The organism is Frateuria soli (assembly GCF_021117385.1).
Classification (GTDB): Bacteria; Pseudomonadota; Gammaproteobacteria; order Xanthomonadales; family Rhodanobacteraceae; genus Frateuria_A; species Frateuria_A soli.
Window position 1 is genome coordinate 1,792,339 of sequence record NZ_CP088252.1, and the last position, 26,353, is coordinate 1,818,691.

Consider the following 26,353-nt stretch of genomic DNA (forward strand, 5'->3'; position numbering starts at 1 on the left):
CGCCATGTTCAAACGTCTGCTTCTTCTCTGCGTGTTCGCCCTGGGGCTGGCCGCCATCGGCTGGATCGTCGTCGGCTACGTCGGCAGCAATCCCCTGGGCATGGCCGTCACGCTGCTGATCGGCGCCTGCTACCTCGCCGGCACCATCGAACTGCTCCGCTACGGGCAGGCTACCGCCACCCTGCAGCGGGCCGTCGACGAACTGACCGGACCGCCGCCCGACCTCGGCCGCTGGCTGGAGCGCCTGCACCCCGGCCTGCGCCATGCGGTGCGCCTGCGCGTCGAGGGCGAACGCGCCGCGCTGCCGGCGCCGGCGATGACGCCCTACCTGGTCGGCCTGCTGGTGCTGCTGGGCATGCTCGGCACCCTGCTGGGCATGATGGCCACGCTGCGCGGCACCGGCACGGCGCTCGGCAGCGCCAGCGATCTGCAGGCGATCCGCGGCTCGCTGGCCGCGCCGGTCAACGGCCTGGCCTTCGCCTTCGGCACCTCGATCGCCGGCGTCGCCGGCTCGGCGATGCTTGGCCTGCTCTCCGCACTGATCCGCCGCGAGCGGCTGCAGGCGGTGCACGCGCTGGATGCGAGCATCGCCACCACCCTGCGCACCCACTCGCAGGCGTACCGGCGCGAGGAAGCCTTCCGCCTGCTGCAGCAGCAGGCCGCTGCCATGCCCGCACTGGTCGACCGCCTGCAGGCCATGGCCGCGACGCTGGAGCAGCAAAGCGCTGCCGCCCACGAGCGCCAGCAGGCTGACCGGGAGGCATTCCATCGCCACACCGAAGAGGCATACACGCACCTGGCCCGCTCGGTCGAACAGTCGCTGCACGCGAGCGTGGCCAACAGCGCGCGCACCGCGGGCAGCGTCCTGCAGCCGGTGGTCGAGTCCACCCTGGCGGGCCTCGCCCGCGAGAGCGCCGCGATCCAGGCCAGCGTGGGCGAGGCCGTGCAGCGCCAGCTCGACGGCCTGGCGAGCGGCTTCGAGACCACCGCGCGCACCGTCACCGGTATCTGGAACGACGCGCTCGCTCAGCACCGGCAGGCCAACGAAGCCCACGCACAGGCGCTGGGCGACGCCCTCGCCCGCTTCGCCGATACCTTCGAGCAGCGCTCGTCCGCGCTGATCGATGGCGTCGCCACGCGCCTGGACGCGAGCGTGGATCGCACGGCCGAAGCCTGGCAGGGCGCGCTGTCGAAACAGGACGCCGCCCACGCGGAACTGGCCGACCGCAACCGGCTGGCGCTGGCTGCCGCCAGCGAGACGTTCGAGTCGCACGCGGCCGCGCTGGTGCAGGCGGTCAACCGCTCGCACGCGGAACTGCAGTCGGCACTCGAGGCACGCGACGAGGCACGCCTGTCCAGCTGGGCGCAGAAGCTCGATGCCCTCACCGCCGAACTTGGCGCGCAATGGAAGGCCACCGGCGACGCCACCGCCAGCCGCCAGCAGGCCATCTGCGAGACGCTGGAGCAGACTGCCGCGGCCATGGCCACGCAAACCCAGGCCGCCGCCAGCCAGACTCTCGGCGAGATCGCCCGCCTGGTCGAAGCCGCCTCCGAAGCGCCGCGCGTCGCCGCCGAAGTCGTGGGCGAGCTGCGCCAGAAGCTTTCCGACAGCATGGTCCGCGACACCGCCATGCTGGAGGAGCGCAGCCGCCTGCTTTCCACGCTCGAGACCCTGCTCGATGCGGTCAACCACGCCTCCACCGAACAGCGCAGCGCGATCGATGCGCTGGTCAGCACCTCGGCCGATCTGCTGGACCGGGTCGGCAACCGCTTCGCTGCGCAGATCGAGACCGAAACCGGCAAGCTCGACACCGCGGCCGCGCAGGTCACTGCCAGCGCCGTCGAAGTCGCGAGCCTGGGCGAGGCCTTCGGCGCCGGCGTGGCGCAGTTCGGCCAGGCCAACGACGCGCTGATGGAACGGCTGCAGCAGATCGCCGGTGCGCTCGACGCCTCGCTCGCGCGCAGCGACGAGCAGCTTGCCTACTACGTCGCGCAGGCGAAGGAAGTGGTCGAACTCAGCGTGCTCTCTCAACAGCAGATCATCGCCGACATGCAGCAACTCGCCGGCCGCCGGCAGGCGACCCGGGCCTCGAAGGCATGAAGAAACCAATCCACGGCGCCGCTCCCAGGCACGCAACCGCCATCGCCATGCACCCGGTCGCGCACAAGACGCGATCCCGCAAACAAAACCACCCGATTCCGGGGCGCACCCCGTGAGCGACCAGTTCTCCTGCATGAGCGCACGCTGTGCGCGACCGCCATGCCTCCGGACGCGCACGAGGCGCGCTTTCGCAAATAATTCCGGGCCGAAGGATCTCCAGCCGCTGGCCCTCAACAACCCGGTTCCCGGGTGCGCGCCATGAGCGGCGAAGTCGAGTCCGAGGGCGCGTCCACCGCCCCGATCTGGGCCTTCGGCGACCTGATGTCGGTGCTGCTGGGCGTGTTCGTGCTGATCCTGGTCGGCGTCATCGGCGTGCAGTTGCAGCTCTCGCACAAGCTGGAAGTGGCCGAGCAGCAGCGCCTGGCCGAGCAGCAACGGCGCACCACGCTGGAACAGGCGCTCGCCACACCGCTGGCGCAGGGGCGCGTGACCCTGGTCGACGGCCGCATCGGCATCCGCGGCAACCTGCTGTTCGCGCTCAATTCCGACCGGTTGCAGCCCGAGGGTCGCGAGCTCATCCAGAGCCTGGCCGCGCCGCTGGCGCAGTACCTCCAGTCGCGCGACGAACTGCTGATGGTCAGCGGCTTCACCGACAACCAGCCGGTGCACGGCGACAACCGCCAGTTCGCCGACAACTGGGAACTGTCGGCCCAACGCGCGCTCACCGTCACCCGCGCGCTGATCGCCGCCGGCGTGCCTGCCGACGCGGTCTTCGCCGCCGCCTTCGGCGCGCAGCAGCCGGTCAGCGCCAATACGGACGAAACCGGCCGCGCGAAGAACCGACGCGTCGAGATCGCCCCGATTCCCCGCTCCTCGGCCGGCCATGCCACGGCGGGCGAACCGAACGACGGTCATGCACCCTGACGCCGCCTCGGCGATCCGCGCGCAACTGATCGCGGCCATGGAACGGCGGGTTGCCGGCCTGGACGGCGAGGCGCGCCGCGCGCTGGACGCGCGGCTGGCCGCACTGCGGACGCAATGCGCCAGTGCGGACGAAGCGCCGCGCCCCAGCGCGCCCCTGCCGGATGCACACCCGTTGCGCGACCTCGCCGACCACCTCGACCGCGCAGCGTCCCCCGCGCGGGAGTCCTATCCGGATGTGCGCGTCCTCGTCGAGTTTCGCCAGCTCTGGTCCGCGCTCCGCGCCGACAGCCAGCTCCGGGAGGCCGTGGCGCAGGTGCCCACCGACGCGGGCCCGCTCAACTCGACCGCACTGGCCGGCCGCGCCATCGCGCTGATGCGCGAGCTGTCGCCCGGATACCTGCGGTCGTTCCTTGCCTACGTCGATGACCTTGCATGGCTTGAACAGGTGGGGCGCGCCGGTTCCGGGAAAAGCGCCGCGGCGCCGGGGAAACGCGCCGCGCGCAAGCCGCGCACCTGAACGCGTGACCCACCGCGACGGCGGCGGGTGGCTGCCGGCTGCGCCAAGCGTCCGGGTGAGCAATCGGCTGCTCGCCTGACCGGGATCAGGGCGAGGCACCCGCGACTGGGAAAACATCCGTTCCGTCAACGCGATACGCCTGAAAGAGAGGCCCGTACGATGGAATTCCATATCGCACTCACCGATCCCAGCCCCGCTCCCGAAGTCGTCCAGGACGCCATGTTCGACATCGACCCGAGCGCGCTGGTCGACCTGGACACGAGCGGGTTGGTCATGCGGATCTCGTCCTGGGTGCCGGTGCGGGACCTGGTCGAAGTGCTGCAGCGCACCGGCTGGGCGGTGGAGCAGGAACAGGTGGTGCAGATGCCCAGCATCTGTTGCGGCGGCTGTTCGGGCTGACGGGAACCCGGGTTCGGCCCCGCGCGGTCGTTGCAGGAGCTCCCGGAGCGCGAACCACCATGTCCGGCGCCGCCGCCCGCATGGCGGGCCACGATGTCCCGGCGATGGATGCGACCGGGCCTGCCAGCGGCATGCATCGAGCAGAAGCATCCGGGCGCGCCATCACGGCGGCGCCCGGATCTTCCCGCGGCAGCGCAGCATTCGCCGGTCGGACCGGGCGCGAGCCTCAGGCCGCCACGTCGGCCTTTTTCGACATGTCCATCCAGAACGGTCCCCAGACGTGCCCGTCGGGATCGGTCAGGTCACGGCCGTACATGAACCCCAGGTCCTGCACCGGATTGACGTCCACCGTGCCGCCCCGGGCCGCGGCCGCCTCGACCATGGCATCGACCGCCTCCTTGTTGTCCAGCGCCAGCGCAAGCGACACCTCGCTCGAGGTCGGCGGACAGATCGGGCGATCGGTGAACGTGCGCCACTTCGCGTGCGTCAGCAGCATCACGTGGATCGCATCGCTCCACACCATGCAGGCGGCGGTGGCGTCGGTGAACTGCGGGTTGTTGGTGAAGCCCAGCGCCTCGTAGAAGGCCATCGAGGCCGGGAGGTCGGCGACGGGCAGGCTGATGAAGATCGAACGGGACATGGCGGATGCCTTTTTCTGGTCAGGTAAGCCTACGACGAACGATCGGGACGCGATTCGACAGGCGCTGACATTGAAGGCTGACGCGCTCTTCAGCAAGCAGGCGGCAGGATGGACGACCCGCCTTCCTTGCCAGCCATGGACAAACACTTCGATCCGTTCACCTGGGCCCGGCTATTCCTGGGCAAACAACCCTACGGGTATTACCTGGAGGTCTCGCTGCGGATCGTCCTGGTGTTCCTGCTGCTGATGGTGGTGCTGCGCCTGCTCGGCAAGCGCGGGCAGCAGAATCTCAACCCGATGCAGCAGGTGCTGCTGATTGCCCTCGGTTCCGCGGCCGGAGACACGCTGCTGTACCCGAACGTGGCGATCCTCTATGCGGCCCTGATCCTGGTCGGCACCACCGCGCTGACGCTCCTGCTCGACTGGTCGGCCCGACGCTGGCGGAGCCTGCGCGACTATCTCGATTCGCGCCCGCGCATCCTGGTGCTGGATGGCCTCATAGACGAAGAGGCGCTGGCCCGCGAGCGGGTCAACCACCGCGAACTTCATGCCGCCCTGCGCGGGGCCGGGGCCCGCTCGATCGCGCAGGTGCAGATCGCGATCCTGGAGGTGAGCGGCAATGTGAGCGTGTTCCTCAACCAGCACGCCCCTCCCCGGGACGACCTGCTGGATTACCTCAGGCAAGCGCACGGGCGAGGCGAACCGCATATGCGGGACGCCACCCCGGCCACCCGCCTGGCAGGAACGAAGCGTGCGCCGGAAGGGAATACCGGGTAAGCCCCGGGATCGACGCGGGGTCATGTTCGACGCCACCCGGCCTCCACTTCTGTTCGCGCTACCTGGCGCACGCCAACGCGCCACACCTCACGGCACGGCCTGCGCCAGGCGCTCCCCGCCTGCCTCTCCGCGTGGCAGGGTCGCGGTAAAGGTCGTACCGTCCGATGCCGTCGAGTTGGCGGTGAGCAACCCGCCATGAGCCTTGGCCACCTCGCGCGCTATGAAAAGGCCCAGGCCGAGGCTCGTGCCCGAACGCGTGACACCGTCCTTGTCCGACAGCTGCACCAGTGGCCGGAAGATCGACTCCAGCTTGTCCGGAGGAATCGTCTCGCCCTGGTTGGTGATGTCGACCACGTACGCATCCGCCGCGGCGCAGGCCTCCACGACGACGGGCGCCTTGCCGCGGCTGTGGCGGCCCGCGTTTACCAGCAGGTTGAGAAACATCTGGTACAGGCGGGTCGGGTCATAGCGGCCGACCAGCCCCGGCTCGGCCCGCAGGTCGTACTGGTTGCCCGGGTAGGTGGCGGCGGCGTCGGCAATGGCGGACGCGAGAACTTCACGGAGGTCGCAGGGCTCCGGGCACATCGGGAGCCCCTCGTCCAGTTGCGAGCGGGTGTAGCCGATGAGGTCATCCACGATGTGCCGCATCACCTTGGCACCGCGGGCCAGGTTCGCGCCGATCTTCGCCACCTTCTCCGGGCGTGTCTCTCCCTGGGCAAGCATCTCCCCCGCCAGCAGCATGCCGGCAAGCGGCGAGCGCAGGTCATGGCCCAGTACGGCCAGGAACAGGTCGTGCGTCTGCTGGGTCCGCCGGGAATAGGCGACGATGGACTCGGCCAGCGACTGGTCGATGCCCTCGTTGAACCGCACCAGGTCGCGCACCGTCTGGGGATCGTCGCGTGCCACCTCCGGCAGCCACAGCCGGAGCACCGTGGCGCGCAAGGCGCGGAACTCCGCACTCAACTGCAGCAGCGTGAAATCCTTGGCCTGCCGCTGGCTGCCATGCTCGGCCGCGGCAGAACCCGTTGCTCCCCCGCAACGCCCTTCCGACTTCAGACGCTGCTCCTGCGGGCTCTGGCTTTCCCGCATGTCGCGAGCGATGTCGGCGAGCATGGTCCGCGCATGGTCACGAAGGACGTTGTGCGAGAGGTGACTTCCCGAAGGCGCGACCTGGCGCGCGAATGCATCCCACTGCTCGAGAATCTCGTCCATGTGGGCATAGATGAAATCGGACAGCTTCAAGCAGGGGCCCCTTCGCGGAGATGTCCGCGAAGGATGCACACCTGCATGTGCAGGGGGCGCCATGGACCTGTAGCCAAGCGTCACAGGGCTGCGTCTGTCTGCCAGGCGGGCGCCGGAGCCCTCTGGCTCCGATCTTCCGGCGGCGATTTGTTCAGTTGATGATCTCGCCCAGGCCATCCTCGACGCGACGCCTCAGTTCCCGGATGAACTCCGCGTCGTAGGGCTCCCAGCTTTCGAGTTCGCCCACGATCCTCAACGGCGACGCGCTTCGATACGACCGTGTGGGGTTGCCCGGGAACTTCTTGTTCGTGACGTTGGGATCGTCTTCAAACGCTCCCGTCGGCGCGACGACATACACGCGCGGCCTTCCCGCGCCCCGGGCCATCTCCGCGGCAAGGCCGGCCCCCTTCGGCACGCTCGTGAAGTAGACATGGTTCATCACGACCCGATCGTCGTAGTTGGAGGTGAACCCGGCAGTCAGCAAATCGCCGACCGAAAGATCCGCTCGCGTGCCATGGAAGAATGGCCCTTCCACCCGGTGGCAGTTCTCGGGGTAGACCGGAACCCACTCGTCGTCATGCATCGCCGGATGCGCCTCACGCTTACTGCCCGATCGGCAGGGCGGCGATCCTAGGACACGCGGCGAGCCTTGCCGCAACTCCGGGTCGTTGATATAAATTGATGGTGGGAGGCGCGGTGCGCCTCCTTTTTTTTTCGGACAGCGGCAACAGATCGGACGCCGTCGTCGCGATTCGACGACCTCCGCCCGCTCGATTCGCCCTAGTTCTCGATCAGCGCCAATTCGGCCAGCGCCGCCGCGTCCAGGCGCAGCGACGCCGCAGCGAGGTTCTCCTGCAGGTGCGCGAGCGACGAGGTGCCAGGGATGAGCAGAATGTTCGGCGCCCGCGCCAGCAGCCAGGCAAGCGCCACCTGCATCGGCGTGGCGCCGAGACGGCGGGCCACCTCCGACAGCCGGTCGGACTGCAGCGGCGTGAAGCCCCCGAGGGGAAAGAACGGCACGTAGGCGATGCCCTGCGCACCGAGTTCCCCGATCAGCGCGTCGTCCGCGCGGTGCACCAGGTTGTAGTGGTTCTGCACGCAGACCACCTCGGCGATGCGCCGCGCCTCGGCCACCTGCCCCGCCGTGACGTTGCTCAGGCCGAGGTGGCGGATCAGGCCGCGCTGCTGCAGTTCGGCCAGGGCCGCGAACTGCGGCTCGATCGAGCCTTCGCTGGGCGCGTGCACGTCGCCCATGACGCGCAGGTTCACTACATCCAGCACGTCCAGCTCCAGGTTGCGCAGGTTGCCGTGGACCGCGTCGGTGAGCTGGGCCGGGCTCTGCGCCGGCAGCCAGGACGCGTCCTCGCCGCGCACGGCGCCGACCTTCGTCACGATGACCAGGTCCTCGCGATACGGATGCAGCGCTTCGCGGATCAGCCGGTTGGTCACGTGCGGCCCGTAGAAATCGCTCGTGTCGATGTGGTTCACCCCGCGGGCGACCGCTTCACGCAGCACCGCCAGGGCCGCAGCGGGGTCCCGTGGCGGGCCGAACACGTGCGGCCCGGTCAGTTGCATGGCGCCGTAGCCCATGCGATTGACGGTGAAGCGGCCCAGTGCGTGGGTCCGCGCGGCAGTCACATTCGTCATCCCGCTCTCCGGCAGCGGCGGCCCACCGCCGCGATGCCGGCAATGTAGCCACGCCCGGTCTGGCTGATAATCCAGCGCAATCGGCACGGGCTGTACGGAAAATCGAACAATGGATGCAGACCTGCGAGACCTCCTGGCCTTCCTCACCGTGGCGCGCGCCGGCGGCTTCCGCGAAGGCGCGCGCGCAAGCGGCAGCTCCGCCTCACGGCTGAGCGAGAGCGTACGGCGGCTGGAATCGCAACTGGGCGTGCGCCTGCTCCACCGCACCACGCGCCACGTCGCCCCCACCGAGGCGGGGGCGCGGCTGCTCGAACGCCTGTCGCCCGCGCTCGGCGAAGTGCAGGCCGCGCTGGACGTGGTCAACGGCTACCGCGACCGCCCGGCCGGGACACTGCGGCTCAACGTTCCGGCCGTGGCCGCGCGGCTGGTGCTGCCCCCGATCGTGACGCCCTTCCTCAAGGCCTACCCGGAGATCCGTCTGGAAGTCATCGTCGAGGACAGCTTCGTCGACATGCTCGCTGCCGGCTGCGACGCGGGCATCCGCTACGACGAGCGACTGGAGCGGGACATGATCGCCGTGCCGATCGGCCCGCGCGTGCAACGCATGGCCACCGCCGCCTCGCCGGCCTACCTGGAGGCACGCGGGCGCCCGGAGCATCCGCGCGACCTGCTGCGGCACGCCTGCCTGCGCGGGCAGTTCGCCAGCGGCGTCATCCCGCCCTGGGAGTTCGAACGCGATGGCGAGATCGTGCGTGTCGATCCGGACGGCCCGCTGCTGGTCCGCCTGGGCGCGGCCAAGGACCTGGCCGTGTCCGCCGCGCTGGACGGCCTGGGCATCATCCACCTGTTCGAAGCCTGGCTGCAGCCGCACCTGGACAGCGGCGCCCTGGTGCCGATCCTGCAGCCGTGGTGGCAACCCTTCAGCGGACCGTACCTCTACTACCCCGGCAGCAAGCACCTGCCGGCACCGTTGCGGGCGTTCGTGGATTTCATAAAAACCGGCGCCCCCGGCACCGGCGAGGACCGGTTGGAAAGCCGTTGAGGCGACCAGGTTAGGCGACCACGACGACCGCGTCGAACGGAAGAAGCGTCGATGCGGACTCGACTCGATGGCCTGTGCCTCTGCTCCACTCCGTTTCTGCTCCCGGCAGAATGTGGCCCCCACGTCCGCGCGTGAACAAGATCGACAGAAGCCGCCGATCAACTGCGTTCCTAGGCACCGTACACCTGCTCGAGCTGCGCAACGGCCGCGTTCACCCGCTCGATTCCCGAGGCCTGTGCGTTGGCGCTGCTGCTGATGGTGCCGTTCAACCGGTGCGCCTCGGCGATGGAGCTCAGTATCTCCGCCATCGAACGGCCGGTGGACTCGACCAGTTCCGTGCCATGGTCGACCCGCGCGCGCGCTTCCTCGATCAATCCGCGGATCTCCCCGGAGGCGGCGCGGCTGCGTTTCGCCAATTGCCTGACTTCATCGGCGACCACGGCAAAGCCGCGTCCATGCTCGCCCGCCTGGGCCGCCTCGATGGCCGCATTGAGCGACAACAGGTTGGTCTGGAACGCGAGCGAATCGATCAATTCCAGGATGCCGCCGATGGAATGAGTGCTTTCCACGATGCCTGCCATGGTGGCGATCACCGCTTCCATGGCCTGGCTGCCCTGTCCGGCGGTCTCGGTCGCCTTGCGCGCCGCGTCATTGGCGCGGACCGCGTGGCGGGCACTTTCCCGGACGGTGCTCGACAGGACTTGCACTTCGCGCTGCAAGGTCTTGGCGGCCAGGGTCTGGGCGGTGATATCGGTGGCGAACTTGATGACCCGCGCCGGCTGGCCCGCGGCATCCAGCACCGGGTTGTAGGTGGCCTGGATCCATACTTCCCGCCCTTGCTTGCCGACGCGGCGGTACACGCCCGCGTCGTGGCGCCCCTCCCGCAACCGTTGCCAGAACGCCTGGTATTCCGGTCGCGCGGCCTCGGCGGGCTCGACGAACATGCGGTGGTGCCGGCCGACCACCTCTTCGGCGCGGTAACCCAGCGCCTGGAGGAAGTTGGCGTTGGCCGCGACGATGGTTCCATCGAGGGCGAACTCGATGACGCCCTGCGAGCGGTCGATCGCCTGCATCCGGCTTTCCAGGTCGGCCGCCGCCTGGCGCTGCGCGGTGACGTCCGTGGCGAACTTGACGATACCGGTGACCCGGCCGGTGCGATCGTGCAACGGGTTGTAGGAGGACTGCAGCCACACCTCGCGGCCGTCCCGTGCCCGCCGGCGATAGAGACCCGCGTCATGCCGCCCTTCGCGCAGGCGCTGCCAGAACTGGCGGTACCCGTCACTGGCAGCTTCTTCCGGCAGCACGAACAATCGGTGGTGGCGCCCCACGATCTCTGCCCGGGTGTAGCCCATGGTGCGAAGGAACAGTGCATTGGCATCGCGGATCGTCCCGTCGGGGGCGAATTCGATGACTGCCTGCACCCGGTCGATAGCGGCCAGGCGGTCGGCGGACCGTGCCGGCAAAAGGCGGCGAAGAGCGTGCGGAAGGGCGAGCATGGGGGGGCCTGGATTTCGGAAGTCGCGTAGCTATCGGCCGCCAGTGAGGAACATTTAGCACAAACGACATATTTCGCATTTCTGGCATGACTGGCGTCTGCGGATGCGCGCTTTTGCACGCCGGGCCTTTATGCTGTGGCGATGCCCCAGATGGCCGCCCTGTGACTGATTCCAGCCTCCATGACACGCCCGACGATCCCGCCCTGACCACACGAGAGGCCGCGCGGCTGCTGGGTGTGTCGGTCGGCACCGTGCAGAAATGGGTCGAAAGCGGGGAACTGGCCGGGTGGAAGACGCCCGGCGGCCACCGGCGCGTCCGCTGGAGCGCCGTGGCAGGCATGCTGTCCCTGCCCGGCAGCACGCCCGGGCGGGCCGCCGATCCGGCCGAGTTCGTGCCCGAACCGCGCCCGGCCTATCCGGTCACCGCCGAGGAACCCGCACGGTTGGCAGCCGTGCGTCGTTCGGGCCTGCTCGATACCCCGGCCGATCCGGCACTGGACCGCATCGCCTGGCTGGCCTCCGCGGTGACCGACACCCCGGTCGCCCTGCTCACCGTCCTCAGCAGCCGGCGTCAGTGGTTCAAGGCGCGCGTGGGGCTGGACGTGGCCGAGACACCGCGCAGCTGGGCGTTCTGCAGCTACACCGTGCTGCAGGGAGAAGTGTTCCTGGTCGAGGACGCCATTAACGATCCGCGCTTTGCCGACAATCCGCTGGTGACCGGTTCACCGCACATCCGCTTCTATGCCGGCGCCCCGTTGCGCGACGCGTCCGGCTTCGCCCTCGGTGCGCTTTGCGCGATCGATACCCGGCCACGCAGCCTGTCGGCCACGCAGGTGCGGGCGATCCTTGAACTGGCGCAGCTCGCTTCGGACCGGCTGCAACAATAGCGACGAAAGACAGCCGGACGGAGGGGCACACCTGACAGTTGGTGGCGGGTCTTGCCGTTGGGAAGCGCAAGGCTTCCGGGACAAGTGGACCAGGTCCGTTCCAACCCCGAGGAAACGGATAACCGGTCCGGCTCAATGGCCTACGTGCCCCTCTCGGCCCGGGCGGGACGTGAGCAGGCTCGCCACCACCGACGCGACCAGGATCAAGCCGACCACGCCCAGCGCAATGCCGACGGGGATCTTGTACAGGTCCAGCAGCAGCATCTTCACGCCGATGAAGATCAGGATCACCGCAAGGCCATACTTGAGCAGGTGGAAACGCGCGGCCATGTCGGCCAGCAGGAAGTACATCGCCCGCAGCCCGAGGATCGCGAAGATGTTCGACGTGAACACGATGAACGGATCATCGGTGACCGCGAAGATCGCCGGAATCGAATCGACCGCGAAGATCAGGTCGGTCACTTCCACCAGTACCAGCACCACGAACAGCGGCGTGGCGTAGCGCAGCCCCTGTTTCACCACGAAGAATTTCTCGCCGTGGTGCTCGTCGGTCATGCGCAGGTGACGGCGCAGCCAGCGCAGCACCGGGTTGGCGTCCAGCGCGACCTCCTTGCCGGCAAACACCAGCATCTTGCCGCCGGTCAGCAACAGGATGAACCCGAAGACGTACAGCACCCAGTGGAACCGCGCCAGCAGCACCGCCCCGACGAAGATCAGCACCGCGCGCATCACGATGGCGCCCAGCACCCCGTACATCAGCACGCGCTTCTGGTAGGCAGCGGGCACCGCGAAGAACTGGAAAAAGGTGATCCACATGAAGACGTTGTCGGTCGCCAGCGCCTTCTCGATCAGGTAGCCGCTGAGGTATTCCAGCGCCTTCCTGTTCGCCAGCTCCCGCGGGAACCGTCCGTCGAGGTACCACCAGAACCAGCCACAGAAGGCGAGCGAGACCAGCACCCACACCAGCGTCCAGACGGCCGCCTCCTTCACGCTCACCCGGTGCGCGCCCTCGGCCTTCAGCACGAGGAAATCCACCGCCAGCAGCGCGGCGACCACCAGCGTGAACGACACGTAGAGCAACGGCGTACCGGCCGATTCGATCGCCATGGCCAAGCCTCCAGCACGTCACCGGCCAACCCGAAGCGTCGGGTCGCTTATTGCGCCAGCGCAGTGAAGCCGAGGTGGCCTGTAGCGTCAAGCAAACGGGCGGATGGGGCATGCGCGAGGCGCCGGGCTACGGGAGCTCCGCCCGGAATACGGCACTCAGCCGTGGGCCGCGAGCCGCCGGGCGACGGCGGCTTTCGCGCGATGCCCGCAGTTCACTGGGACAGTGCCGCGATCGGCAATTCCATCTGCAGCACCAGGCCGTCCGGTCGCCAGTCCTGCCGGAGCGTACCGCCCAGCTGCCGGGTCACGGAGTTGGACACCAGGGTGGCGCCGAAGCCGGACCGCCCGGGACTGCATTCGACCCGTGGCCCGCCTTCCTCCGTCCAGCGCAGGTGCAGGCTGCCGCCCTCTTCGCGCCAGTCGATGGCGACCCGGCCCATCTCCGTGGAGAGCGCGCCGTACTTGGCGGCGTTGGTCGCCAGCTCGTGGAAGATGAGCGCGAGCGCCGTCGCGCTGCGCGGGCCGCACAGCAGCGGCGCGCCGGTGAGGCTGCAGCGCGTGGGCCCGGGCTGGCCTTCGTGCGGCTCCATGATGTCGCGGATCAGGTCCGCCAGGTCCGACCCGCCCGGGGCCACCTGGGACGATGCAAAACCGCTGCGCACCCGCCCATGGGCGCGTTGCAGCGCACCCAGCCGCCCCAGCAGCGTGTCGGCCAGCTCGCTGGCGCTGCCCGCATGGCGTGCGCTCATCCGGACCAGGCTGTGCGTCATCGCGAACAGGTTCTGGATCCGGTGGTTCATCTCCCGGGTGAGCAGTTCCTGCTCGTCGAGGGCCTGGCGGAGGTGCTGTTCGCTGCGCACCATGCGCAGCGCGATGTCCACGAACGATGCGAATTCGGTGAGCACGCGGGCATGTTCCCGGTCGAAGTGCCCGTTGCTCTCCGCGACCACCCAGAGGGTGCCCAGTGGCAACTCGCTGCCGACGTACAGCGGCACGAGCAGCACCTCCGGCAGCGACATCCCCACTTCGACCAGCCAGTCGTAGATCCTCTCGGGGTTCTGCACGAGCACCGGAGCACGCTGGTCGAGCGTGATGCCGCAGGGGCTGTAGTCGCGCGGCGCGAACCCGCCCTCGAACGGCTCGAGCAAGCCGCGCAGGCAATGCCAGCGGAATCCGCCCGGCGAGGACGCCTCGTCGTAGAGGCTCAGGCCACCGGTGACCGCTCCCGTCGTTTCCAGGGCGAGATCGACCAGGCGGGGGAGAAGCTCCTCGGGGCAGCCGGCCATGCGCGCGGCCAGATCCTGGAGCGCGGCCTTCTCGTGCCGGTAGTCGACCTTGCGGGGAACCCGCGCATGCAACGCAGAGGTAATGAACACCTCGGCGTTGCCAGCTTGTTCGGCAGGCGACGGGTACATGCCTTTTTCCTTGTTGGACGCGGCAGAACGGTGGGCACGACAGGTGAACCGGGAAGCCACTCGGGCTTCCCGCGCCGTGCAGGCGTTACCCCGAGGGAGCGCCGGCATGACGGTAGTTCAATGGGACCGCGCAATTCAGCCATCATGGGCGCTTGGTGCGCGGACCACAAGGACACGCGCTTGCCACTGCCCGGGCGGCGGCGCCCTCCGGCCCGCGCAGGATTCCACCGCCAGGCAGGCTGCCACGAGCCGCACGCCGGCTCGCTTGAGGTTCACCCCGGATACTTCCAAAACCTTTTGCCGCGTCACAGCGACCGATCGGGACGACAACACGCGCGCGTCCCCGACGCGGTCACCATCCTGCGCGCGAGTACGACGTATGCGCCGGAGCGCGACGGCGCCTGGCGGGCAACTTCAGGCGGTCCGCCGGGCTTTGATCATGGCGTCGCCCGCCAACGCGGCCGGTCCTGCGTCCCGCAGCGGGATGTCAGCCGCCGCCACCGGCCGGGTTGCTCGCGCACGAGGCATGCCCGCACTCGCAGAACGGGCCTTCGGACCGATCGGTGCTGGCCGCCTCGCGGCAGTAGTCGCTGCAGTACTGCTCACCGTTGCGGACGGTGCAATCGCAGCCGGCGTGGCCGCAGCGGGTTTCGTTGTCGGACATGGTGGTGTCTCCATCAGGGCGGCCGTGCATGGCCGCGGAAAAAGCCCCGCGCCCCGCGCTGGCGGCCTGGCGCTCGGCACCGGCGGGGAGGCGCGGCAGGCTGGGTCCCCCAGCGTGTCGCATGCCTGGTGAAAGGGGGGAACAGGAACCGCACAGACCACATGACGGCGACCGGGCGCCTGCAGCCAGGCGACCCGCGGGCCTCCAGATTTGCGTGCCTCGGCCGATAGTCCAGCGGAGAGATTCAAGGGCGGTGCGTCCAGGAGGCGCCATGACCTCATGAGCGCGACTTGCAGAGTGCTCGATGTGCTGGGCGGCCGGGACCCGCGACGCCGGTTGCGGCTCGTGCAGTGGCTGATCGCCAGCGCCGTCTATGTCGGGGCCGCCTCGTTGCTGATCACCGGCGTGGGCCAGGGCTGGATGAACACGTCCGCGCTCCTGCTCTGGCTCGGCTTCGTCTTCGCCGTGCTGGTCGTGGGCTACGTCGCCCTGCGCAGCGGCTGGACCGAGCGCTTCCGCGACCCCTCGGTCACGGTGTGGCAGCTTTCGATGGGGGTGATCGCCGTGAACTGGGGTTACCTGATCTGCGGCCCGATGCGCACCTCGGCGCTGTTTCCGATCATGGTGATCTTCGCCTTCGGCGCGTTCACGCTGCGCTGGCGCCAGATCGCCTGGGTGACCTTGCTGGCGGTATCCAGCCTGGTCGCGGCGGTGGCGGTGCGCACGCTCTACCCCCACTGGGTCCCGGCACAGGGCGAGGTACCGCCGCTGCGCGTGGACATCAACAACGTACTGATGCTGATCGTCGTGTTGCCGGCGCTGGCGGTGATCGCCGCGCGCCTTTCCAACCTGCGGCAGAAGCTGCGGGACCAGCGCGAGGCCCTGTCGCGTGCGCTGGCCGAGGTGGAGCGACTGGCCGTCAGCGACGAGCTCACCGGCATCGCCAACCGCCGATCCATGCGTGGCCTGCTTGAACACCATGTCGCCCTGTCGGCCCGGTACGAGACCCCGTTCTGCGTTGCCATTCTCGACATCGATCACTTCAAGGCCGTCAACGATGACCTGGGGCACGCTGCCGGGGACGAGGTGTTGAGAGCGTTCGCGCGGCGCACGTCCGAAACACTGCGCAGTTCCGACGTGCTGGGGCGCTGGGGAGGCGAGGAGTTTGTCCTGGTAATGCCGGGCGACCTCGATGCGGCCCGCCGCGTACTCGATCGCACCCGCCACGCGATCCGCAACGGCTGCCACCCGTCACGGCCCGTCACCTTTTCCGCTGGCGTCGCGCAACACCATCCCGAAGAGAGCGACGACAACTTGCTGTCACGCGCGGACCTGGCCTTGTATCAGGCCAAGCGCTGCGGCCGGAATCGCTGCGTCGAGGCCAGCTGATCCAGCCGGCCTGAGGCCTCGAATGCCTTCTTCTCCGCGACGGGCCCCGCAAGCGGGTCTGTACGGCGCTGGATTTGCCGAAGCCAGCGCCGGCGGCCACGGACTGGAAGGTCCTGCCTCAATTGGCCGCTGCACAGTCCACTCCGGGCAGGTTGTCCTCACCCGCAAGGCAACCATCACGCCCGGGATGGCTCCAGAGCACTAAGATCTCCGGATCTTTCGAAGCCCGGGGAAACGTGCAGATGATCAAGCTGGCCATCGGGGTCTCTCTTGCAGCGCTTCTGGCAAGCGCCGCCCATGCGCAGACCAACGCGGGAGAACAGGAAGCCGATCCCGGCCTCCCCTTCACCCTGACCAAAGTGGCGAGCTTCGACCTGCCCTGGCGCATCGCCTTCCTGCCCGATGGGCGGATGCTGGTGACCGAAAAGGTCGGACGCGTCGACCTGGTCACTCCGCAAGGCGCGAAGACCCGAATCGCGGGTGTTCCACCGAGCTACGTCGAAGGCCAGAACGGCATGCTGGGCGTCTTCCTCTCGCCCCATTACGCCACCGACCACAACGTCTATCTCACCTACGTCGCCCCGGGCGACTATGGCGGTGGCCTGGCGCTGGGCCGCGGGCGGCTGGTGCTGGATGGCGATCAGCCGCGACTGGACGGTTTCAAGGTGCTGTGGCGCCAGATGCCTGCCGGCAAGGGCGGCCAGGCCGGCGCCCAGATCGCGTTCTCGCCGGATGGCAAGTATCTCTTCCTCACGGTGGGCGATCGCCAGCGCTTCACGCCCGCACAGGATCCCGACCAGCCGGAAGGCAAGATCCTGCGGCTGACGCTGGACGGCAAACCCGCACCGGGCAACCCGTGGGCAGGCAAGACCGGCGCCCGCACCATTCCGCTGATCGACCCGGCGGAAGATACCGAGAAGGCCAAGACCGCGCCGGTGGTCAGCACCTATACGTTCCCCGGGCCCAACCTGACGCCGGCCGAAACCTGGGCCACCGGCTTCCGCACACCGTATGGACTCGCCTTCGCGCCCGACGGCCGGCTGTGGGAGCTCGAGCATGGCCCGCGCGGCGGCGACGAACTCAATCTCATCCAGCCTGGCAAGAACTACGGCTGGCCACTGGTCTCCTATGGCGTGAACTACAACGGCGTGCCCATTCCCAGTCCCGACACGCGCCCTGACCTCGTCAAGCCGGTGATCTACTGGGTGCCGGTGATCGCGCCGGGCAACCTCATGTTCTACAAGGGCAACGCTTTCCCGCAATGGAAGGGAAGCGCCCTGATCAGCGGCCTTGCCAGCGAAGCGATCGTGCGCGTCACCTTCGACGGCAAGGGCGGCGCGAAAGCGGTCCAACGCTGGAACATCGGCAAACGCGTCCGCGATATCGAAGAAGCACCGGACGGCTCGCTCTGGATGCTGGAAGACGCCGCGCCGGGTGGCCTGTACCACCTCATGCCGAAATAGGCCGGCAACTCGGGTAGGCTCTCGGACCCGAACCTGCCCCCTTTCAGAGCGGAACCGACGACGATGGCCGAGCGCGAGTTCGACAACTACCTTGCCCGCTCCGGGGCCACCCTGGAGGGCTCGCGCTACTCCGCATGGCTCGCCGTCACGCCGCGCCGCCACGGCTTCCCGGTGTACTACACCATCTGCGAGAACCGCAGCTTCCGCGACAGGGACACCGCCGAGGCCGCCGCCGCCAAGGCACTGGCCGACATGACGGGACTGGAGGAGGACGGCACGCCGATCTTCCCGGAGGACTACACCGGCTTCGACTACTAGCTGCGCTGGCGGACGATGTCCGCCCTCGGCGCGGACGAACCCCAATGCATCGCCCTCTTCCATCGGCGGCTGCTTCGGGCACGCCACCGACGCGCAACTTCTTCCAGCCAGGCAAAGCCGGGATCGGGTTCGACCTTGCGGTGAACCCTGCCCCTGTCTCCAATCGACGCGGGCACGGGCGCCGCGGGGCGCCCGTGCCGCGATCTCGCGAGGAGCTCACGCCGCCTTGGGGAAATCCAGCGTGGTGTCGTTGATGCGGTTGACCATGTTGGTCAACAGGATCGCGCTGACCACCAGCGGGATCTCCACCAGCTGGCGATCGCTGAAGCCGGCGGCCTTCAGCGCGTCGACCGCGGCGGCGTCGAGCGTGCCGCGCTGCTGCACCAGGTGCAGCGCGAACTTCACCAGCGCATCGATACGCGCATCCTCCGCGAACGCGCCGGCGCGCAGTGCGCGCGTCTGCTCCGCCGTGTAGCCGGCGAGCTTGCCGGTCATGGTGTGCGCGGCCACGCAGTAGTCACAGCCCGTCGCTTCGCTCACAGCGAGGTTGATCGCTTCCTGCTCGCGCTTCGACAGCGAGCTCTTCGCCAGCGTGGCGCCGGTGCCGAGCACGTGGGCGAGCACGGCCGGCGCATTGCTGCCGATCGTGGCGTAGACATTCGGCAGCATGCCGATGCTGCGCTTGATGGTGTCGAACAGCGCGGTGGTCTCCTGGTCGGCCTGATCGTGGGCGAGAGTGTGCAGACGGGTCATGGCGGTTGCTCCTGTGAAAGAAAGAGCCGGCGTTGCCGTGGGCATCGGCCGGTGGAGACAATGCTGCGCGTCGCGCCGCTGCCCTCGTGTTCCGCGCGTCTCGACTTTGGTTTCGTTCGTCTCGAGGTGACCGATGGACAGTCTGAGTGTGCTGGTGGCCTCGATGGGTCTGCGCGGACGGCTGGACCTGCTGTGCCGCTTCGCGGGCGCATGGTCGGTGCCACATCCGGAGGCGCCGCCCGGCCAGGTGCCGTACCACGTGGTGCTGGCTGGCGTGGGCGTGCTGGAAGTGGGCCGCGAGCGGCGCCCGTTCGTGGCCGGCGACCTGGTGCTGTTTCCACGCGGCACCGCGCACACCATGCGCCACGCGGATGGCGCCACCCTGGCGTTTGCCGAGATGCGACGACCGCTGGGCCGCCTGGTCGAGGTGGCGAGCGATGCGCGGCACAGCGATTTCGACGTGCTCTGCGGCACCTTCGAGCTGGGCCAACACCACGCGCTGCTGTTGCGCGCACTGCCCGAAGTCGTGCACCTGCACACGCAGGACCGCGACGACTACGCCGGCCTGCAGGCGCTGATGCGAAGCATGCGCCACGAGAGCCTGCAGGCCGCGCCCGGTGGGGATGCAGTAATCGCACATCTGTCCGCCGCGCTGTTCATCCTGGTGGTGCGCACCCTGATGGACCAGGGCGACCTGCAACAGGGCCTGCTCGCCCTGCTGATGGATGCGCGCGTGGCACCCGCGCTGGCCGCCGTGATCGCCGCACCGGCCGAGCCATGGACGCTGGAGCGGCTGGCCGGCGTCAGTCGCATGTCGCGCGCCAGCTTCGCGCGGCACTTTGCCGGGCTGTCGCCGGTCACGCCGATGGACGTGGTCACCGCGCTGCGCATGGACCTCGCCGCGCGCCTGCTGCGCGAGACGCCGCGCTCGATCGAGTCGATCGGCGAAGCCTGCGGCTACACCGCGCGCGCGGCATTCGGGCAGGCCTTCAAGCGCGTGCACGGCACCAGCCCCGCGGCGTTCCGCCGCCAGGCCGGCGAGACGGCGAGCGCGACGGAGCCGACCTGAAAGTTCACTCCGACCGGAATTCTGCTGACCCGGTTTTGCTCGTTGACCAGGATCAACACGCCCGCGGCATCAGGGGCTAGAAGAGGCGAACCGTCCCGTTGGACCCCTGTCAGCGGAGAGCCGTCATGCGGATTTCCTCCTCCCCCACGTCTGGCCGTGGCGCCCTCGCCTCGGCGCTTGCCTTTCCCGCGCTGCTGGCCATGGGCGTGACCGCTCGGGCCGAGACTGCTCCGCCCTTGCCGGTTCCGCCCACGCCGGTGGAGACCATCGAGCCGCACGTACCGATCGCAGCGGGACAACCGTGCATCGTCCAGCTCATTCGCAACCGGCTGTTCCCCCAGCAGGACCTGGGCGCAGGCCCGCCGATCGATGCGAGCTTCACTTTCATGCCGCCACCGGCGTGTCCACGCCCGTGGTCGAAGGTCATCCTCAAGGTCGACATCACGAGCATGCGGTGGGCCATCGTCGACACGCTCGGCCTCAACCTCGGCGGGATCACGCTGTTCCGTGGCGGTCAGCCCCGCTACCGCGGCGTCTGGCGCTGGCACGTCGAACGCGACCTCACCGACTACAGCGCGCTGTTCGGCTCGCCGCACAACGGGCGCATGTGGACGATCACCAACGAGGATGCCCGGGACTACAGCTCGCGCGACCTCGCCTTCGCCGGCACCGCCACCCTGGCGTTCTATCCGGCGACCGCCCGGACGCCGGCACCGCGCGTGCCCGATGCGGTCGTCCCGATCAACGGGCAAACCGCCCGCTACCTGCCGCACAACATCGTGCGGGCCTACCTGGACGTGAACAACGAGCAACCCTGGTGGTTCACCTGCGTACCGGACAGGCTGGCCGAGCGCTTCCCGCTGTACGACATGTACGCGCCCGGCGAGAAGCCCCATGAAGGCTTCTCCCCGGCCATCCAGGGCTGCGGCGGGACCAGCTTCCGCGAAATGGCGGTCGCCGTGGACGGCACGCCCGCGGGCATCGCCCCGGTATTCCCGAGGATTTCCCCGGATGTGAGCGAATTCCTGCGCAACAGCATCAACGCCCCGGCCCCGTCGATGCAGCAGCTCGATTTCGTGCCTTACCGCGTGGACCTGACGCCGTTCGCAGCCATCCTCAACGAGGCCGGCCCACACCACGTCAGCACGCCAGGAGCGCTGCTGCTGTATCTGGACCGAGGGCGTGCACACGTGACCGGTGCGGTCACCACCAATACGCTGATCGGCGCCGCCGGCCTCCCCAGATGGACCAGCACACTTTCGCGCACGGACGAGACCACGCGCGGAAAGATCGTGACGCATCAGGGCCGAGACTTCGAGATCCGCGGCTTCGTCAACACCTCGCGCGGACGGGTCGAGACGCGCCTGACCCAGTCCAGCCGCTTTGCCAACACGCAAACCTTCCATGTGGAAGGCCCGCTCGAGATCACCATGCCGGGGGGCGTGGACAAGCTCTACGAGCAGGGCATCGACATGAGCAGCACCACCGAGCGCACCGTTCGCCGCTGGATCGGCAGCAGGCTGGTCAGCCGCGACCACGTGAGCCTGAGCTATCCGCTTCAACTAGGCTACCGGCTGGCCGGCACGCTGACTCCCGAGGAGGACTGGAGCAGCGTCATCAAGGACGGCACCGTGGCGGCCCGGCAGCACCTGCTGCAGGACACCGATGCCTACAAAGCTGGTCTGGGCCACTACGTCACGCATCTTCGCCGGAACTTCGTCGGCAGCCGTACGCGCACCCTTGACCGTCCGGACAGCGACTGGTCCAGCGTCGCCAGCCACCAGTACACCGACAACTTCGGCAGTTGCTACCGCGCCGACATCACCACCCTCAACGGCGGCGTGCAATCGTTCACCCACGGCACCGGATGCCCGGGGAACAGTAACTACGTGCGGTGGTTTGCGCATCCGGATGGTTCGGCGAACAGTCTCGGGTGGTGGCATTAGCTGCCGCCGGACCCGGCCTGCGGGAGCCCACCCGTGGGCGAAAGACCCCTTACGCAGCGGCCGCAAGTACCCCCGGGCGGGTCCCTCAGCGCGGATAAGGGCCACATCGATGGCTCACATGCCCCCGACCTCGAATCGCGCAGGCTGGGTCGCGGTAACGAGCGGGAGGTGAGCCTGGTGAATATCCGAACACGTGCAACTGCGGACGGCAGCCGGCCCGTCATCAGGGCCCTGGCGACCGGCGGCGCCGCGGGCCTCGCTTCCGCGGCAGCCCTGGCACTTCTGGCCAGAGCCGAAGGCAAGGGGGCCCTGCAGCCCATCAACGCGACGAGCCACTGGCTCCATGGCGACCAGGCCGCCGAGTGCGACCGACTCGATGCCCGGCACACATTGACCGGCCTGCTGACCCACTACGCATCAGCCGTGTTCTGGGCACTGCCCTTCGAGTTCTGGCGGGCCCGCCGCCGGCCATCCACGGCCGGCGGGCTCCTCTTGGGCGCGGCCCTCACCTCCGCAACCGCCGCGGCTGTCGACTACGGCATCACGCCCAGACGCCTCACCCCAGGCTGGGAACTCGTGCTCGGCAAACGCTCCCTGGCGATAACCTACGGCGCGCTGGCACTGGGCCTGGCCGCCGGTGCGAGCCTGGCCCAGCCGCGGACGGCGCGTCGGGCGAAAACCTGCTGATCAACAAAGAGGTCAGGTTCGTTTGCCGACCCGAGAAAGACGAAAACAAGGCCGTCCATAAGGGGCTCTGGTCCCGCTACTTCCAAGAAGCCGTTTCCGGTTTTGCGACAAGGCTGCTGCCCGTTCTGCGCGCGCCCCGTCGATGCGGCGAGTCGCGCCGCTTCCTCCATTGATCTATCCTCGCGCCTGGCGTCGCAAGCCGCCTCCGGGTCCGCGGAAAGGGTTCAACCCACTTGTCGGTCGCTTGCCACCATCAACCTTTGTGCAGCCGGGATTGCGGACCTTCGGCATTCGATGCATGGAGGTTGTCATGAAGACCCTGCCCGCCCGTCCGCACCTGGGGCATCTGAAGAAGCAGGCCAAGCTGCTGCTCGAGGGCGTCCGCCACGGTGCACCCGAAGCGCTCGAACGCGTGCGCCTCGCCCTGCCCGCCGCCACCCGGCTCGATCACGCCGCCATTGCCGCGATGGAACTGCGCCTGCACGACGCGCAGTCATGCATCGCCCGCGAGTACGGCTTCGGATCGTGGTCGCAACTGAAGGACTATGTCGCGCTTCAGGCCGCGTCGGCCGATGCCGCCACGCGACGGCACCAGTGGAGCCGGTGGGTCTTCGGCCACGGCTACCAGACCGCCCGGCCCGCGCTGGCCGGGCGCCTGCTGCGCGAACAGCCGGACCTGCTGGACGGCGAGCCCGCGCTCGCCTGCGCCATCGGCGACGTCGCCACGCTGCGGTCCGCCCTCGCGGCCGATCCGTCCTGGGCCAACGCGGCTCGCGCCGGCAACGGCATGCCGCCACTGGCCTGCGCCACCTTCTCCGCGATGATCGCCCTGCCCGAGCATGCGCCGGGCATCCGCGACTGCGTGGAGCTGCTGCTGGCGGCGGGCGCGGACCCGAACGGGCGATGGACCGATCCGGAGCTGCCGGGCGATCCGCTCAGCGTCCTGTACGGTGCCGCCGGTCGCAACCACGATGTCGCGCTCACCCGGCGGCTGTTGCAGGCGGGCGCCGATCCCAACGACAACGAATCGCTCTACCACGCCACCGAGATTGCCGACAGCACGATCGTCCGCCTGCTGCTCGAGGCCGGTGCCCGGGTCACCGGGTGCAACGCGCTCTTTCGCGCCCTCGACTTCGAGCGCCCGGACACCGTGCGCCTGCTGCTGGCCCATGGCGGCGACGCGAACGAACCCGGGCCCGACGGTTGCCCGCTGCTGCACGCGATCCGGCGCCGCCGATCCGCGGCGACCATCCGCCTGCTGCTCGATGCCGGCGCCGATCCTTCGGCCAGCAACGGGCACGGCGTCTCCGCCTATCGCCTGGCCCGCTGCCTGGGCCTTACCGAGGTGGCCGGGCTACTGGTGCAGGCCGGCGCGGTTCCCGACGACCGTCCGGACGACGCCTTCCTGGGCGCCTGTGCACGCGGCGACCGCACCGGCGTGCAGGCGATGCTTGCCGATGCCCCGGGCCTCATCGGCAAGCTTTCGCCAGGCGCCTTGCGGCTGCTGCCGGAAATGGCCGCCACCAACGATGAAGAAGCGGTGCGCGTGATGGTGGAAGCCGGCTGGCCGATCGCGGTACGCGGCGGCGACATCGACGGCAGCGCGCTGAACTGGGCGGTATTCCATGGCAACGCGTCGCTCGCCCGTTTCCTGCTCGCCCACGGCGCACGCCACGACGAACGCCATGGCTACGACGACAACGTCTACGGCACGCTCAGCTTCGCCTCCCTCGCGCAGACCACGCCCGACGGCGACTGGCTCGCGTGCGCGCAAGCGCTGATCGACGCCGGATCGCCGTTGCCCGGGGAAAGCTACCTGTTTTCGGAGGAGGTTGCGGCGTACTTCGAGGAGTTGCGGCGGGGGTGGGCTGACGACGACGGGACGACGAAAGGAAGCGATGAGGGCGCGGAGGCAGGTGGCTTGACCTGACTGCCTCCGTCCCCTCTGTTTGATCGCACCCGGCGACGACACGGTGATCGCCCACCTGTCCGCCGCGCTGTTCATCCTGGTGGTGCGCACCCTGATGGGCCAGGGCGACCTGCAACAGGGCCTGCTCGCCCTGCTGATGGATGCGCGCGTGGCACCCGCGCTGGCCCCCGTGATCGCCGCACCGGCCGAGCCATGGACGCTGGAGAGGCTGGCCGGGCTCGGCCGCATGTCACGCGCCAGCTTCGCGCGGCACTTTGCCGGGCTGTCGCCGACCACGCCGATGGGCGTGGTCACCGCCCTGCGACTGGACCTGGCCGCGCGCCTGCTGCAGCGAGATGCCGCGCTCGATCGAGTCGATTGGCGAAGCCTGCGGCGCGCGCGCGGCATTCGGGCAGGCCCTCAAGCGCGTGCACGGCACCAGCCCCGCGGCGTGCCGCCGCCAGGCCGGCGAGACGGCAGCCGCGACCGAGGTCTAGACGGCGACTCTCCGCCCCCTTCAATTCACCAGCACTGCCTTGGGCTCCAGATACGCATCCACTCCGTAGCTTCCATTCTCCCGACCGATGCCCGACTGCTTGAAGCCGCCGAAAGGCGCCTTCGGCTCGTGCACCAGCGTGTTGACAAGCACGCGGCCGGCTTCGATCTGCGCGGCGACCCGGGCACCACGCTCGCGATCGCCGGTGAGTACATAACCATGCAGGCCGTAGGTCGTGTCGTTGGCGATCGCGATGGCTTCCATCTCGGTGTCGTAGGGAAGGATGGCCAGCACCGGCCCGAAGATTTCCTCGCGGGCGATCGTCATGTCGTTGCGGACGTCGGTGAAGACCGTGGGGCGGACCAGCCAGCCGCGGTCCACGCCGTCCGGGCGACCTTCGCCGCCGACCAGCAGCCGCGCGCCCTCTTCCTTTCCGCGCCGGATGTAGCCCTGCACGCGTTCCCACTGCTTGCGGCTGACCATCGGACCGATCGCCGTAGCCGGATCGCGCGGGTCCCCCGCGGGGGTCGCGGCCACTTCCCTGGCGATGGCTGCCTCGAACTCGGCCAGACGCGCGCGTGGCACCAGGATGCGCGTGCCGGCGATGCATGCCTGCCCGCTGTTCATGAAGCCGGCCTGCACCGCGAGCGGAACGGCGCTGTCGAAGTCCGCGTCGTCCAGTACGAGGGTCGGCGACTTGCCGCCCAATTCCAGGGTGACGCGCTTGAACGTCTCGGCACTGCCGCGCAGGATCGCGCGCCCCACCACCGACGAACCGGTAAACGAAATCTTTGCCACATCGCGGTGCGAGGTGATCTGCGCGCCGACGACCTCGCCGCGGCCGTTGACGATGTTGAACACGCCCGGCGGCAGGCCTGCCTCATGCAAGGCCTCCATCACGACGCGGGTCTGCAAGGCGCTCATCTCGCTGGGCTTGATCACCGCCGTGCAGCCGGCCGCCAGCGCCGTGGCGAGCTTGCCGCAGATGAAGCCGGCATTGCTGTTCCAGGGTGTGATGAGGCCGGCGACGCCGAGCGGCTGCATGGTCACCTGAGCGGCACCCGCAGGGCGTTGGAACACGTACTGCTCCAGCACCTGGGCAAGCTCGCCGATCACCTGGTGGGCATAGGCGGCCATCCACCGTGCACGCGACACCGGCGCGCCGTACTCGGTCACGATCGCCTCGAACAGGTCGTTCTCGCGCGCGGCCATGGCTGCCTGCATGCGGCGCAGCATGGCGATGCGTTCCTGCCGGGACGTGCGCGAAAACGCGGGGAAGGCGGCCTTGGCGGCGGCAATGGCGTCGCTGGCGTCCCGCGCATCGCCCAGGCGTACCTGCCCGATGACCTCTTCGGTGGCCGGGTTGTGCAGGTCGAACCATTCGCTGCCGTGCGGCTCGACAAAAGCGCCGTTGATGTAGATGTGCTCGATGCGTTGCATGGGGGTGTCCTCGTGGGGTCGGGTG

Annotated in this window: 25 protein-coding genes; 15 read left to right on the forward strand and 10 right to left on the reverse strand. The window is 68.9% G+C overall.

From position 1 onward, the window contains the following. Nucleotides 1-4 precede the first annotated feature (4 nt). The 4 genes from LQ771_RS08255 to LQ771_RS08270 all read left to right on the forward strand — a co-directional run bounded on the left by LQ771_RS08255 (nucleotide 5) and on the right by LQ771_RS08270 (nucleotide 3,941). Nucleotides 5-2,101: a DUF802 domain-containing protein gene (locus LQ771_RS08255; protein WP_231348935.1), complete on the forward strand. Its 2,097-nt coding sequence runs from the start codon at nucleotides 5-7 to the stop codon at nucleotides 2,099-2,101. A gap of 258 nt (nucleotides 2,102-2,359) precedes the next feature. After that, nucleotides 2,360-3,025: an OmpA family protein gene (locus LQ771_RS08260; protein WP_231348936.1), complete on the forward strand. Its 666-nt coding sequence runs from the start codon at nucleotides 2,360-2,362 to the stop codon at nucleotides 3,023-3,025. Next, on the forward strand, nucleotides 3,015-3,542 hold the full coding sequence (locus LQ771_RS08265; protein ID WP_231348937.1) for a DUF2894 domain-containing protein: 528 nt from the start codon (nucleotides 3,015-3,017) through the stop codon (nucleotides 3,540-3,542). The genes LQ771_RS08260 and LQ771_RS08265 overlap by 11 nt, the downstream gene beginning before the upstream one ends. Nucleotides 3,543-3,701: 159 nt before the next feature. Continuing rightward, on the forward strand, nucleotides 3,702-3,941 hold the full coding sequence (locus tag LQ771_RS08270; protein WP_231348938.1) for a hypothetical protein: 240 nt from the start codon (nucleotides 3,702-3,704) through the stop codon (nucleotides 3,939-3,941). Between the two features lie 226 nt (nucleotides 3,942-4,167). Here the strand turns inward: LQ771_RS08270 and LQ771_RS08275 are convergent, their stop codons facing one another. Next, on the reverse strand, nucleotides 4,168-4,581 hold the full coding sequence (locus LQ771_RS08275) for a VOC family protein (RefSeq protein WP_231348939.1): 414 nt from the start codon (nucleotides 4,579-4,581) through the stop codon (nucleotides 4,168-4,170). A 108-nt stretch (nucleotides 4,582-4,689) separates the two neighbouring features. On the opposite strand from LQ771_RS08275, the gene LQ771_RS08280 reads away from it, so the two are divergent. Beyond that, nucleotides 4,690-5,358 carry a DUF421 domain-containing protein gene (locus LQ771_RS08280; protein ID WP_231348940.1) on the forward strand — a complete coding sequence of 223 codons (669 nt, stop codon included), beginning with the start codon at nucleotides 4,690-4,692 and terminating at the stop codon, nucleotides 5,356-5,358. A gap of 87 nt (nucleotides 5,359-5,445) precedes the next feature. On the opposite strand, the gene LQ771_RS08285 is transcribed toward LQ771_RS08280, so the two are convergent. The 3 genes from LQ771_RS08285 to LQ771_RS08295 form a co-directional block, all read right to left on the reverse strand. Further along, nucleotides 5,446-6,600 carry a sensor histidine kinase gene (locus LQ771_RS08285; RefSeq protein WP_231348941.1) on the reverse strand — a complete coding sequence of 385 codons (1,155 nt, stop codon included), beginning with the start codon at nucleotides 6,598-6,600 and terminating at the stop codon, nucleotides 5,446-5,448. 151 nt (nucleotides 6,601-6,751) lie between these two features. Continuing rightward, the gene (gene arr, locus LQ771_RS08290) at nucleotides 6,752-7,183 is read right to left on the reverse strand and encodes an NAD(+)--rifampin ADP-ribosyltransferase (RefSeq protein ID WP_231348942.1); all 432 of its coding nucleotides are present in this window, start codon (nucleotides 7,181-7,183) and stop codon (nucleotides 6,752-6,754) included. Between the two features lie 197 nt (nucleotides 7,184-7,380). Next, complete coding sequence (locus LQ771_RS08295) at nucleotides 7,381-8,247, reverse strand: aldo/keto reductase family oxidoreductase (protein ID WP_231348943.1); 867 nt, start codon at nucleotides 8,245-8,247, stop codon at nucleotides 7,381-7,383. A 109-nt stretch (nucleotides 8,248-8,356) separates the two neighbouring features. Between LQ771_RS08295 and LQ771_RS08300 the strand changes: the two genes are divergently transcribed. After that, nucleotides 8,357-9,289 (forward strand): LysR family transcriptional regulator, encoded by a 933-nt coding sequence (locus LQ771_RS08300; protein ID WP_231348944.1) that lies wholly within the window; start codon nucleotides 8,357-8,359, stop codon nucleotides 9,287-9,289. A gap of 170 nt (nucleotides 9,290-9,459) precedes the next feature. Here LQ771_RS08300 and LQ771_RS08305 read toward each other — a convergent pair whose 3' ends face one another. Then, nucleotides 9,460-10,785 (reverse strand): methyl-accepting chemotaxis protein, encoded by a 1,326-nt coding sequence (locus LQ771_RS08305; protein WP_231348945.1) that lies wholly within the window; start codon nucleotides 10,783-10,785, stop codon nucleotides 9,460-9,462. Nucleotides 10,786-10,946: 161 nt separating this feature from the next. Between LQ771_RS08305 and LQ771_RS08310 the strand changes: the two genes are divergently transcribed. Further along, on the forward strand, nucleotides 10,947-11,672 hold the full coding sequence (locus tag LQ771_RS08310; protein WP_231348946.1) for a GAF domain-containing protein: 726 nt from the start codon (nucleotides 10,947-10,949) through the stop codon (nucleotides 11,670-11,672). 132 nt (nucleotides 11,673-11,804) lie between these two features. On the opposite strand, the gene LQ771_RS08315 is transcribed toward LQ771_RS08310, so the two are convergent. The 3 genes from LQ771_RS08315 to LQ771_RS08325 form a co-directional block, all read right to left on the reverse strand. After that, nucleotides 11,805-12,773 (reverse strand): TerC family protein, encoded by a 969-nt coding sequence (locus tag LQ771_RS08315; protein WP_231351878.1) that lies wholly within the window; start codon nucleotides 12,771-12,773, stop codon nucleotides 11,805-11,807. 218 nt (nucleotides 12,774-12,991) lie between these two features. After that, complete coding sequence (locus LQ771_RS08320; protein ID WP_231348947.1) at nucleotides 12,992-14,194, reverse strand: sensor histidine kinase; 1,203 nt, start codon at nucleotides 14,192-14,194, stop codon at nucleotides 12,992-12,994. Between the two features lie 487 nt (nucleotides 14,195-14,681). Further along, entirely contained in the window at nucleotides 14,682-14,858 is a 177-nt protein-coding gene (locus LQ771_RS08325; RefSeq protein WP_231348948.1) for a hypothetical protein, read from the reverse strand. A gap of 279 nt (nucleotides 14,859-15,137) precedes the next feature. Here LQ771_RS08325 and LQ771_RS08330 point away from each other — a divergent pair, with 279 nt between their 5' ends. The 3 genes from LQ771_RS08330 (at nucleotide 15,138) to LQ771_RS08340 (ending at nucleotide 18,028) form a co-directional block, all read left to right on the forward strand. Next, a complete protein-coding gene (locus LQ771_RS08330; RefSeq protein WP_231348949.1) occupies nucleotides 15,138-16,247 on the forward strand; it encodes a GGDEF domain-containing protein in 1,110 nt (369 codons plus the stop codon). A gap of 242 nt (nucleotides 16,248-16,489) precedes the next feature. Then, the gene (locus LQ771_RS08335; RefSeq protein WP_231348950.1) at nucleotides 16,490-17,710 is read left to right on the forward strand and encodes a PQQ-dependent sugar dehydrogenase; all 1,221 of its coding nucleotides are present in this window, start codon (nucleotides 16,490-16,492) and stop codon (nucleotides 17,708-17,710) included. A 63-nt stretch (nucleotides 17,711-17,773) separates the two neighbouring features. Continuing rightward, complete coding sequence (locus LQ771_RS08340; RefSeq protein ID WP_231348951.1) at nucleotides 17,774-18,028, forward strand: hypothetical protein; 255 nt, start codon at nucleotides 17,774-17,776, stop codon at nucleotides 18,026-18,028. Between the two features lie 216 nt (nucleotides 18,029-18,244). Here the strand turns inward: LQ771_RS08340 and LQ771_RS08345 are convergent, their stop codons facing one another. After that, complete coding sequence (locus tag LQ771_RS08345) at nucleotides 18,245-18,781, reverse strand: carboxymuconolactone decarboxylase family protein (protein ID WP_231348952.1); 537 nt, start codon at nucleotides 18,779-18,781, stop codon at nucleotides 18,245-18,247. A 133-nt stretch (nucleotides 18,782-18,914) separates the two neighbouring features. Between LQ771_RS08345 and LQ771_RS08350 the strand changes: the two genes are divergently transcribed. The 5 genes from LQ771_RS08350 to LQ771_RS08370 all read left to right on the forward strand — a co-directional run bounded on the left by LQ771_RS08350 (nucleotide 18,915) and on the right by LQ771_RS08370 (nucleotide 24,889). Beyond that, a complete protein-coding gene (locus tag LQ771_RS08350; protein ID WP_231348953.1) occupies nucleotides 18,915-19,850 on the forward strand; it encodes an AraC family transcriptional regulator in 936 nt (311 codons plus the stop codon). A gap of 125 nt (nucleotides 19,851-19,975) precedes the next feature. Continuing rightward, the gene (locus LQ771_RS08355) at nucleotides 19,976-21,796 is read left to right on the forward strand and encodes a peptide-N4-asparagine amidase (RefSeq protein ID WP_231348954.1); all 1,821 of its coding nucleotides are present in this window, start codon (nucleotides 19,976-19,978) and stop codon (nucleotides 21,794-21,796) included. A gap of 168 nt (nucleotides 21,797-21,964) precedes the next feature. Then, nucleotides 21,965-22,483: a hypothetical protein gene (locus tag LQ771_RS08360; protein WP_231348955.1), complete on the forward strand. Its 519-nt coding sequence runs from the start codon at nucleotides 21,965-21,967 to the stop codon at nucleotides 22,481-22,483. Between the two features lie 310 nt (nucleotides 22,484-22,793). Next, nucleotides 22,794-24,413, forward strand: a complete 1,620-nt coding sequence (locus LQ771_RS08365; RefSeq protein ID WP_231348956.1) for an ankyrin repeat domain-containing protein — start codon at nucleotides 22,794-22,796, stop codon at nucleotides 24,411-24,413. A gap of 335 nt (nucleotides 24,414-24,748) precedes the next feature. Then, on the forward strand, nucleotides 24,749-24,889 hold the full coding sequence (locus LQ771_RS08370; RefSeq protein WP_231348957.1) for a hypothetical protein: 141 nt from the start codon (nucleotides 24,749-24,751) through the stop codon (nucleotides 24,887-24,889). A 20-nt stretch (nucleotides 24,890-24,909) separates the two neighbouring features. Here the strand turns inward: LQ771_RS08370 and LQ771_RS08375 are convergent, their stop codons facing one another. Next, nucleotides 24,910-26,328: an aldehyde dehydrogenase family protein gene (locus LQ771_RS08375; protein ID WP_231348958.1), complete on the reverse strand. Its 1,419-nt coding sequence runs from the start codon at nucleotides 26,326-26,328 to the stop codon at nucleotides 24,910-24,912. Between the last annotated feature and the right edge of the window lie 25 nt (nucleotides 26,329-26,353).